The sequence below is a fragment of the Micromonospora phytophila genome, from assembly GCF_023656545.1.
GTDB lineage: Bacteria > Actinomycetota > Actinomycetes > Mycobacteriales > Micromonosporaceae > Micromonospora > Micromonospora phytophila.
This window is the reverse complement of sequence record NZ_JAMOKF010000198.1, coordinates 1-10,319: the sequence shown is the minus strand read 5'-3', so window position 1 is coordinate 10,319 and position 10,319 is coordinate 1. Positions and strand designations below refer to the sequence as shown.

Sequence of the window (10,319 nt, the reverse complement as noted above, 5' to 3'; positions counted from 1 at the left end):
GTCGAAGCCGGCGCTGCGCCGGGCGGCCCGCGCCCACCCCCGCGCGGCGGCGGCGCTGGCCGACACCTGGCAGCGGCTGCCGCTGGCCGACGCCTCCACCGGCGTGCTGCTGAACGTCTTCGCCCCGCGCAACGGCGCGGAGTTCCACCGGATCCTCGACCCGGCCGGCACGCTGCTGGTGGTGACCCCGGCCGAGGAGCATCTCGCCGAGCTGGTCGGCGCGCTGGGCCTGCTCCGCGTGGACCCAGCGAAGGCGGACCGGGTCGCCGAGAGCCTGGGCGGGCACTTCACGCAGGTGTCGTCGAGCGTGCACCGGCGGGAACTGGCGCTGACCGGGCCGGAGGTGGCGACGGTGGTGGAGATGGGCCCGAGCGCCTGGCACACCGACCCGGCCGGGCTCGCCGCCCGGATCGCCGCGCTCGGCGAACCGGTCCGGGTGACCGTGGCGATCCAGCTCGGTGTGCACCGGCCGCGCTAGCTCAGGTGGACCGGCCGCTAACTCAGGTGGAGAGGTCCACCTCTTCCCAGCCGGGGGGCTCGTCGTGGTAGGGCCCGCGCAGGATCACCGCCCACTCCAGCGCCCAGCGGCGCTGCCCGATCGCGTTCGCGTCCACCAGGCCGGGCGGCGTCCGGCCGGACCGCTCCGTCTCCAGGTACGCCCAGTCCAGGCAGTAGTGCAGATCCAGCAGGGCCGCCGCGTCGGCGGGATGCTGCGGGGCGGCGAGGATCCGGGAGCGCCACTGGCCGAAGGTCTCCGCGCTGTGGATGTGGGGCATCCGCTCCACCAGCCGATCGTCCACCGGCACCGTCGGGTCGAGCTGCTTGGTGAGGCCCAGCACCCAGGCCAGCGCGAAGAGCGCGTCGTGGTGCAGCACGAACGACCGGTGGTCGCCCTTGCCCCCAGTGACGAACTGGAACTCCGGCGGGGTGACCATCTCGACCAGGTGCGAGCTGAGCAGCCAGCTCATTGCCGCCTGCGGTGGCATCCCGAAGCAGCGCGCCAGGATCAGGTGCAGCACGGCGATCCGCGCCTCGATCTCGACGGTGGGGCGCAGCTCGATCTCGTCGCCGGGCTCCCACACGAGGGGGAACTGGGGCGGCGGCAGCGGGAGACGCAGCCGGGACAACTCGTCCAGGCTCGCCTCACGCACCTCCCGCGGATCGGGGGCAGGTACGGTCACGGCGAAAATCCTGTCTGCTCGCGACGACTCGGCGCCGGTTGTCCCCCTGGCCTGGGAGGATAGCGGTCCGAGGTGACCGGCACCACGTCGCCCCGACGACCGGCGGGGTCAGCCGATCCGCTCGATCACCAGCGGCGTCGCGGCGGGCGCGACCGGCGAGATCCGCACCGCCCGGGCGGCCTCCGCCAGCGCCGCCGGGATCCGCGCGGCCTGCTCGGCGCGCAGCTCGTAGAGGGGCTCACCGGTCCGCACCGGGTCACCCGGACGCTTGTGCAGCACGACTCCCGCCGGCACGCTGACCGGGTCCTCCTTGCGGGCCCGCCCGGCGCCGAGCCGCCACGCGGCCACCCCCATGGCGTACGCGTCGACCGACTCAACGAACCCGTCCGCCTCGGCGCGGACCACCTCGACCTCGGGTGCGGTCGGCATCGGGGCGTCCGGGTCGCCGCCCTGCGCCCGGATCATCGACCGCCAGGAGTCCATCGCCCGCCCGTCGCGCAGCGCGGCCTCGGGGTCGGCGTCGGGCAGGCCGGCGGCGGCGAGCATCTCCCGAGCCAGCGCCAGGGTCAGCTCGACCACGTCGGCGGGGCCGCCACCGGCCAGCACCTCCACCGACTCGGTCACCTCGACCGCGTTGCCGATGGTCAGGCCGAGCGGGGTGGACATGTCGGTGAGCAGGGCGACGGTCCGCACGCCGTGCGCGCCGCCCAGCTCGACCATGGTCCGGGCCAGCTCACGGGCCTGCTCGACGGACTTCATGAACGCGCCGGAGCCGACCTTCACGTCGAGCACCAGCGCGCCGGTGCCCTCGGCGATCTTCTTGCTCATGATCGAGCTGGCGATCAGCGGGATGGCCTCCACGGTGCCGGTCACGTCACGCAGCGCGTACAGCTTGCGGTCGGCGGGGGCGAGCCCCTCGCCGGCGGCGCAGATCACCGCGCCCACGTCGCGGAGCTGAGCGATGAACTCGTCGTTGCTCAGCGTGGCCCGCCAGCCCGGAATCGACTCCAGCTTGTCCAGCGTGCCGCCGGTGTGCCCGAGCCCGCGCCCGCTCAGCTGCGGCACCGCGCCGCCGCAGGCCGCGACGAGCGGGGTCAGCGGCAGGGTGATCTTGTCGCCGACGCCGCCGGTGGAGTGCTTGTCCACGGTCGGCCGCCGCACGGCGGAGAGGTCGAGCCGCTCGCCGCTGGCGATCATCGCGGCGGTCCACCGGGCGATCTCCGCCGGCGTCATGCCGTTCAGCAGGATGGCCATGGCCAGCGCCGACATCTGCTCGTCGGCCACCACCCCCCGGGTGTACGCGTCGACCACCCAGTCGATCTGCGCGTCGGAGAGCACACCCCCGTCCCGCTTCCCCCGAATGACATCAACCGCCGCAAACTCACTCATCAGATGATTTTTCCTCGTCGTCATGGCGGATACCGACACGCGGCCCGCGACCACCGAGGGCTGGGGCCGACCGTGACCGGCGGAGGGATCAAGCCTGACCGCCCGGAGCCGGTCACGGTCGGCCCCAGCCCTAAAGCTCAACCACCCCAGCGAGTCGGTATCTCCATCGGCGGCTCGCCCTCGCCGGCCCAGAAGATGGTGCCGGTCGCGTCGACCACCACCACCCGGGGCGTACGCGCCAACCCCCAGGTGACCGCCTCGGCCGGGTCGTCCCAGCTCGGGCCCTCCTCCAGCACGCCGGTCTCGGCGTCGTCGGTGTCCCCGGCGGACCGCTCCCAGTAGGCCGTCCAGACCTGCTGTCCGGCGCTGAGGTCGGGGTGCACGAAGACCGTGCCCCGCCCCCGCCAGGCGGCGACCCGCTCGGGCACCACGGGCACCGGGTGCTCCCCGGTCACCGCCTCCAGGTCGGCCACGTCGAAGGCGTGCGGCAGCAGCTCGGCCATCCGCAGCGGGCCGCCCTTGGCCTCGATCAGGCACTCCGGGCCGCCCTGCTCCCAGAGCAGTTGCCGGCACCGGCCGCAGGGCATCAGCGGCTCACCGGTGGCGTCGACGCAGGAGAGCGCGACCAGCCGCCCGCCGCCGGTGGCGTGCAGGGAGGAGACCACCCCGCACTCGGCGCAGAGGGTGACGCCGTACCCGGCGTTCTCCACGTTGCAGCCGACCACCACCCGGCCGTCGTCGACCAGCGCGGCCGCCCCGACCGGGAACTTCGAGTACGGGACGTACGCGTGCCGCATCACCTCGGTGGCGGCGGCCCGCAGCCGCTCCCAGTCGATCTCCATGTCCCGCTCTCCCGTCAGCCCTTGATGTACGGCTTGCCGTCGGCGGCCGGCGCCCGGACCCGGCCGACCAGCCCGGCCACCGCCAGGATCGTCGCCAGGTAGGGCAGCATGGCCAGGAACTGGCTCGGGATCACGCTGTTGATTGCGCCCAGGTAGGTGGCGAGCTGGTCGGCGAAGCCGAAGAAGAGCGCCGCCAGCAGCGCGCCCGTCGGGCTCCACCGGCCGAAGATCAGCGCGGCCAGGGCGATGAAGCCCTTGCCACCGATCATGTTCTTGGTGAACGAGTAGAGCGCCAGGGTGTACGAGGCGCCACCGATGCCGGCGACCACGCCGGCGAGCAGCACGTTGCGGTAGCGCAGCCGCAGCACCTTGACGCCGAGGGTGTCCGCGGCGGTCGGGTGCTCGCCCACGGACCGGGTGCGCAGCCCCCACCGGGTGCGGAACAGCGCGATGTGGATCACCAGGACCAGCAGCAGCCCGAGGTAGAGGAAGAGGTTGCCGCTGAACAGCGCCGGGCCGAGCACCGGGATGTCCGACAGCAGCGGGATCTCCCAGCTGCTGAACCGGGGCGCGCTGTTGTACTTCTCCGCGTCGGTCTGCATCAGCCGCTCGTAGAGAAAGCCGGTGACGCCCACCGCGAGCAGGTTGAGCACGATGCCCATGACCACCTGGTCGACCAGGTAGCGGATCGCGAAGACGGCCAGCAGCAGTGAGATGAACGCGCCGCCGATCGCCGCGGCGACCAGGCCCACCCAGACGTTGCCGGTGATGCTGCCGAAGAGCGCGCCGCTGAAGGCGCCCATCAGCAGCTGCCCCTCGATGGCCACGTTGACCACGCCGGAGCGCTCGCAGAGCACGCCGGCCAGCGCGCCGAAGATCAGCGGCAGGGCCAGGATGAAGGTGCCCCGGAGGATGTTGACCAGCGGCATGAAGTTCTGCCCGGCGGGCGCGGCCGAGACCTGCCAGCAGAGGAACGACAGCACGAACGCGACCAGGCCGACCCCGAGCACCAGGGTGAACCAGCGCTTCGGCAGCCCGGCGAGCATGGCGGCCCCGGCGGCGGTCGTGATGATCCCGAAGAGGATCGCGCCGAAGGTGCCGTTGATCTTCAGCGCGGCGCCGGCGGAATCCTCGCTGAGGGTGAACCGGGCCTGCTCGCCGGTGGCGAGCGCCCCGAAGAGCACCGCCGCGAGCAGGCCGAGCCCGAGCAGCACGGCGCCGACCTTGCGGGTACGGGTCCAGAACCCCTCGTCGACCGGGGCGACCGCGACGTCTTCGACAGCCATGGTGGACATGAGTTACCAGCCCTTCGCCAGGCTCGTCTGCAACCGGGCCGCCCGCGCGGCCCGGAGCTGGAAGATCGCCTTCACCAGGGCGGGCGCGGCGATGAAGATGACGATCAGCGCCTGGAGCACGGTGACGAGCTCCAGCGAGATCCCGGAGTACGACTGCATCCGGTTGCCGCCGGCCTGAAGCGCGCCGAAGAGGAGCGCGGCCAGCGCCACGCCCCACGGCTTCACCCGGCCGAGCAGCGCCACCAGGATGCCGTCGAAGCCGATCTGGGCGACCACCAGCGGGGTCAGCGCGCTGGCGGTGGAGCCGAGCACCATGTTGGAGCCGCCGAGGCCGGCCAGCACCCCGGCGAAGACCATGACCAGGACGTACGTACGGGTGACGCTGATGCCGGCGGTGCGGGCGGCGTCCGGGTTGGCGCCGACCGCGCGCAGCTCGAAGCCGAGCGTGGAGCGGTTCAGCAGCCAGGCCACCGCCCAGGTGGCCAGCACGGCCAGGATGATCCCGGCGTGCACCCGCAGGTTGTCGCCGAGCAGCCGGGGCAGTTGGGCCGACGGGTCCACCGGCCGGCTGATCGCGTCGGTGCGGTTCGGGTCCTGCACGCCGTTCTGCACGATCAGCCAGGTCAGGAAGTAGACCGCGATGTAGTTGAGCATGATCGTGTTGATCACCTCGTGGGCGCCGGTACGCGCCTTGAGGATGCCGGGGATGAAACCCCAGATCGCCCCGCCCAGCGCGCCGGCGAGCACCGCGACGAGCAGGTGCAGCCCCGCGGGCAGCGGGATCAGGAAGCCGGCCAGCGCGGCCAGGATGACGCCCATGGTGGCCTGGCCCTGGGCGCCGATGTTGAACAGGCCGCCCCGGAAGGCCAGCGCCACCGACAGGCCGGTGAAGACCAGCGGCGCGGTGTAGGTGAGCGTCTCGGAGATCGGGCTCAGCGCCGCGGTGAAGCCGACCGCGTCGGGGTCGAAGACGGCTCCCTTGAACAGGTTCCCGTACGCCTCGCTGACCAGCGTCCAGCTGGCGCTGAAGGCGTCGGCCGGCCGGGCGGTGATGTAGCTGTAGGTGGCGAGCACCTCCGGGTCGGAGACGATCATCAGCACCGCGCCGACGATCATCGCCAGTACCAGCGACAGCAGGGTCACCGTGAAGGTGTTGGCGGCCCAGAGGTTGTCTAGGAACAGCCGACCCAGCGAGGGCTTCTGGTCCGGGGCCGGGCGTCGGGGCGTGGTCGCCGACTCGGCGCGCTCGGTGTTGCCGAGCGCCGTACGGGCGGCCTGCGGCTCGGTCGCCGGCTCCTTGTCCGGGGAGCCCGACGGGGGGTTCGGGTTGGTCATGCCTCGTCCTCGTTTGCAGGGCCCCCGGCGGCCGGGGCCGCCGTGCCGCCGTCCGTCGCCGCCGCGCCCGGGGCGGTCGCGCCGCCGGCGGGAGCCGCGTCGGGGGTGATGCCGGCCATCAGCAGGCCGATCTCCTCGCGCGGGGTGTCCGGGCCGACGATGCCGATGACCCGGCCGCGGTACATCACCGCGATCCGGTCGGCCAGCCCGATCACCTCGTCGAGTTCGCTGGAGACCACCATGACGGCCGTGCCGACGTCCCGCTCGCGGATGACCCGGCTGTGGATGAACTCGATGGAGCCGACGTCGACGCCGCGGGTCGGCTGGGCGGCGATGAAGAGCTTCAGCGGCCGGGACAGCTCCCGGGCCACGATCACCTTCTGCTGGTTGCCGCCGGAGAGGGTGCCCACCGGCGCCTCGGCCGAGGAGGTCCGGACGTCGAACTGCTCGATGCGCTCCTTCGCCGAGGTGGCGATGGCGTCGGGCTTGAGCGCCAGGCCCTTGCCGAAGGGCGGCCGGTCGTAGATGTCGAGCACCAGGTTCTCCGCGACGGAGAACTCCTTGACCAGGCCGTCGACGCTGCGGTCCTCGGGCACGTAGCCGACGCCGGCGCGGAGCACCTTCTTGGTGGACCAGCCGTGGACCGGCTGGCCGTCGAGCGTGACCGTGCCGGCGAGCGTCGGGCGCAGACCCATGATCGCCTCGATCAGCTCGGTCTGGCCGTTGCCCTGCACGCCCGCGACGCCGAGCACCTCGCCGGCGTGCACGGTCAGGTCGACGCCGTCGACCGCGCGGATGTGCCGGTCGTCGTCGACGACCAGGCCGGAGACCTCCAGCACCGGCCTGCCGGGCGTGGCGGGGACCTTGTCCACGGTGAGTCGGACGCTGCGGCCGACCATCAGCGCGGCCAGCTCGTCCCGGCTCGCCTCGGGCGACGCGGTGCCGACGGTCTTGCCGCGCCGGATCACGGTGATCCGGTCGGCGATGGCCTTGACCTCGCCGAGCTTGTGGGTGATGAAGACGATCGACTTGCCGGCGGCCTTGAGCGACCGCATGACGGTGAGCAGTTCCTCGGTCTCCTGCGGGGTGAGCACCGCGGTGGGCTCGTCGAGGATCAGCAGGTCGACGTCGCGGGTGAGCGCCTTGACGATCTCCACCCGCTGCTGGATGCCGACCGGCAGGTCCTCGATCACCGCGTCCGGGTCGACCCGCAGGTTGTAGCGCTCGGAGACCTCGGCGACCTCGCGCCGGGCGCGCCGGCGGTCGAGGAAGCCGGCCAGGCCGCCCTTGACCTGCTCGGCGCCGAGCATGATGTTCTCCGCGACCGTGAAGACCGGCACCAGCATGAAGTGCTGGTGCACCATGCCGATCCCGGCCGCGATCGCGTCCGACGGGCCCTTCAGCTTCAGCGGCTGCCCGTCGACCAGGATCTCGCCCTCGTCGGGCTGGTAGAGCCCGTAGAGCACGTTCATCAGGGTCGACTTGCCCGCGCCGTTCTCGCCGAGCAGGGCGTGAATCTCTCCAGGCTCCACCGTCAGGTCGATGTGATCGTTGGCGACCAGATCACCGAACCGCTTGGTGATGCCGCGCAGTTCGAGTCTCAGCGCAACCTCCTGGAGTGCGAAGCGATGGTGCAGCGTAGCCGCCGGTGGGCGGCCCGCCGCGTGGGGCGGGTCGTCGGTGGAGCGGATCGGCCGCCCCGGCCACCGCGGGTGGTTGCCCGCGGCGCCGGAGCGGCCGGATCGTCGTGCGTACCGCCCGCCGGCCTACCTCGGTGATCGTCTCACCGGGAGCGGCCGGCGGAGCGTCACTTCGGCTGGGCCTTGGAGGTGACGGTGACGGTACCGGCGGCGATGTCCGCCTTCAGCTTGTCGACCTCGGCCTTGAGCTCGGCCGGAACCTTGCTGTCGAAGTCGTGGTACGGGGCGAGCGAGACACCGTTGTTGGCCAGGGTGCCCAGGTAGCCCGGGGTCGACGAGAGCTTCTCGCCGTTGGCGGCCTTGACGACGGCCTCCTTGACGGCGTCCGGGATGTTCTTCACCACGGTGGTGATGATCGCCGGGCAGTCCGGGGTGCTCTCGCAGCCGTCGACGTCCACCCAGATGGTGTTGTACTTGCCGCCCGACGCCTTGGCCGCGCCGGTGGTGCCGAGGCCGGAGCCGCCGGCGACCGGCATGATGATGTCGGCGCCCTGGGCGACCAGCGCGTCGCTGACCTTCTTGCCCTCGTCCTGCTTGACGAAGTCGTTGGTGAAGGAGCCCTTCTGGGCGGCCTTGTCCCAGCCGACGACCTTGACGGTCTTGTTCTTCGTCTTGTTGAAGTGGGCCACGCCGTCGGCGTAGCCGTCCATGAAGATGGTCACCGGCGGGATCGGCAGGCCGCCGTAGGTGCCCACCGTGCCGCTCTTGGTCATGCCCGCGGCCAGGTAACCGGCGAGGAAGCCGGCCTGGGCGGTGTCGAACTGCATCGGGTAGACGTTGGTGTTCTCCGGCAGCTTCGCGTCGACGATGCCGAACTGCTGGTTCGGGTTCGCCTTGGCGATCTTGCCGGTGGCGTCACCCATCAGGCCACCGACGGCCAGGATGAAGTCGCACTTCTGGTTGACGTACTGGGTCAGGTTGACCTCGTAGTCCGCCTCGGCCTTCGACGCGACGTACTTGATGTCGATGTTGTCGTTGGCCTTCTTGGCCTCCTGCAGGCCCTTCCAGGCCGAGGTGTTGAACGACTTGTCGTCAATGCCGCCGACGTCGGTCACCATGCAGGCGCTGTACTTCTTGTCGCCACTGCCGGCGTTGTTGTTCTCATCGGGAGCCTCACCACACGCGGCGGCGCTCAGCACGAGCCCACCCACCGCGAGCACCGAGGCGATCCGCATCCCACGCACCGAGCGCAAGACGTCTCCTTCCCATTGCACACCGCGTCCTGCACGGTGGCAGCCCTTGAGCCGGCCTGCGCTGTGCCGCCGGCGTCCCACGTTACGGACGGGAGCGTACGCCCGCGCCCACCCACCGGCCGCCAATCGTGCACGACTGTTGAGCGCCTGTTATCCCTACGTAACCCTTGGGTGGGGCAGATCACTCTGCGTGCTGGTAGGCGAGCGCCGAGGCGTCTCGTACGTCCAGTTTCCGGGGCCGGTCCCCTATCGGGGACGTTACCGCCAGAAGACCGCAACCGCCGCGTTGACCAGGGTCAGCCCGACGATGGCGAGGAAGTGGCCGCGGTTGACCACGTCCCGCTTCCGGGAGAAGAAGACCATGACAAAGATCAGCAGCGCGAGCACCAACTTGGTAACAAGCTTCGCCGGGGACGGCTCGTCTCCCTCGCGCAGCGGCGCGGCGAGGCCGATGCCGGTGAGCAGACCGATCACCGACCCCCAGAGCATGGCCGGGTTGATCCGCAACCGCCCGTTGACGTACTGGGCGACCGCGCCGCCGAGGAGCAGCGCGAAACCGATCAGATGGACGTAGAGGAGTATCAGTCTCAGAGCTTCCACGGACCCCATCCTCCCCCATCAACGACGGTTCGTAGTAGGGGGAGTCTCAGGCCACGCCGACGCCCGCCCGGACTTCCTCGCTGCGGCCGGCGGCAGCCGTGGGCCGAGGGCGGGCCAGCAGCACCAGGGCGAGACCGACCAGGGCGTACCCGGCGAGGACGGCGAGGGCGCGGCCGGCGCCGGCGCCGTCGAAGAAGGCCACCGAGCGGAGCAGGGTGCCGCCCGCTCCCACCGGCAGGAACTGGCCGACCGCGCCCCACGGCTTGGGCAGCAGCTCGGGGGCGGCGCTGACCGCGGAGAGCGGGTTGCCGACCAGGAAGACCAGCAGCGCGCCCAGCCCGAGCCCGGGCTGGCCGAGCAGCGCGCCGAGCCCCGCCACGGTGGCCGCCGCGGCCAGCGCGAAGAGCCCGATCGCGCCCGTCTCCGCCAGCGGGTTCCCGTCGATCACACCGAGCCAGCCGTGCAGCACCGCCACCCCGACCGCCCCGGCGAGCAGGCCGTAGGCGGTGAGCCCGACCAGCCGGGCCACCGAGCCGGTGAGCAGCAGGACGAGCAGCACGCCCGCGAGCATGCTGGCCATCGCGAAGGGCAGGAAGCCGGCGGCGAACCCCGCGCCGCGCGGGTCGTCGGGGTCGGCGGGGACCACCTCGACCACCGGCACCGGCCGGCCGGCGGCGAGCTGGGCGGCGGCCTCGGTGAGCAGCGCGGTGACCGTCGGGCTCGCCGCCGGCGCGGTGTGCAGGGCAACGCCGTCGGGGCCGGCGACGAAGGCGGCGTACACCTC

Annotated in this window: 10 protein-coding genes; 1 reads left to right on the top strand and 9 read right to left on the bottom strand. The window is 71.9% G+C overall.

Going from position 1 to position 10,319, the window contains the following annotated elements:
* The coding region (locus NCC78_RS20960; RefSeq protein WP_504920621.1) for a class I SAM-dependent methyltransferase at positions 1-478 on the top strand (478 nt) is incomplete at its 5' end.
* A gap of 22 nt (positions 479-500) precedes the next feature.
* Here the strand turns inward: NCC78_RS20960 and NCC78_RS20955 are convergent.
* The 9 genes from NCC78_RS20955 to NCC78_RS20915 form a co-directional block, all read right to left on the bottom strand.
* The gene (locus NCC78_RS20955; protein WP_250796449.1) at positions 501-1,181 is read right to left on the bottom strand and encodes a DUF4272 domain-containing protein; all 681 of its coding nucleotides are present in this window, start codon (positions 1,179-1,181) and stop codon (positions 501-503) included.
* A 108-nt stretch (positions 1,182-1,289) separates the two neighbouring features.
* A complete protein-coding gene (locus tag NCC78_RS20950; RefSeq protein ID WP_250796448.1) occupies positions 1,290-2,570 on the bottom strand; it encodes a thymidine phosphorylase in 1,281 nt (426 codons plus the stop codon).
* A 137-nt stretch (positions 2,571-2,707) separates the two neighbouring features.
* Complete coding sequence (locus tag NCC78_RS20945; RefSeq protein ID WP_250796447.1) at positions 2,708-3,412, bottom strand: cytidine deaminase; 705 nt, start codon at positions 3,410-3,412, stop codon at positions 2,708-2,710.
* A 14-nt stretch (positions 3,413-3,426) separates the two neighbouring features.
* Positions 3,427-4,707 carry an ABC transporter permease gene (locus NCC78_RS20940; RefSeq protein WP_250796445.1) on the bottom strand — a complete coding sequence of 427 codons (1,281 nt, stop codon included), beginning with the start codon at positions 4,705-4,707 and terminating at the stop codon, positions 3,427-3,429.
* Between the two features lie 3 nt (positions 4,708-4,710).
* Complete coding sequence (locus tag NCC78_RS20935; protein ID WP_250796444.1) at positions 4,711-6,042, bottom strand: ABC transporter permease; 1,332 nt, start codon at positions 6,040-6,042, stop codon at positions 4,711-4,713.
* Positions 6,039-7,586 (bottom strand): ABC transporter ATP-binding protein, encoded by a 1,548-nt coding sequence (locus tag NCC78_RS20930; protein ID WP_308220928.1) that lies wholly within the window; start codon positions 7,584-7,586, stop codon positions 6,039-6,041. Before NCC78_RS20930 ends, NCC78_RS20935 begins: the two co-directional genes overlap by 4 nt.
* A 263-nt stretch (positions 7,587-7,849) precedes the next feature.
* On the bottom strand, positions 7,850-8,917 hold the full coding sequence (locus NCC78_RS20925; RefSeq protein ID WP_250796450.1) for a BMP family lipoprotein: 1,068 nt from the start codon (positions 8,915-8,917) through the stop codon (positions 7,850-7,852).
* A gap of 276 nt (positions 8,918-9,193) precedes the next feature.
* Positions 9,194-9,535 (bottom strand): hypothetical protein, encoded by a 342-nt coding sequence (locus NCC78_RS20920; RefSeq protein WP_250796443.1) that lies wholly within the window; start codon positions 9,533-9,535, stop codon positions 9,194-9,196.
* Positions 9,536-9,581: 46 nt separating this feature from the next.
* Positions 9,582-10,319: hypothetical protein (locus tag NCC78_RS20915; RefSeq protein WP_250796442.1), on the bottom strand; the 738-nt coding region annotated here is incomplete at its 5' end.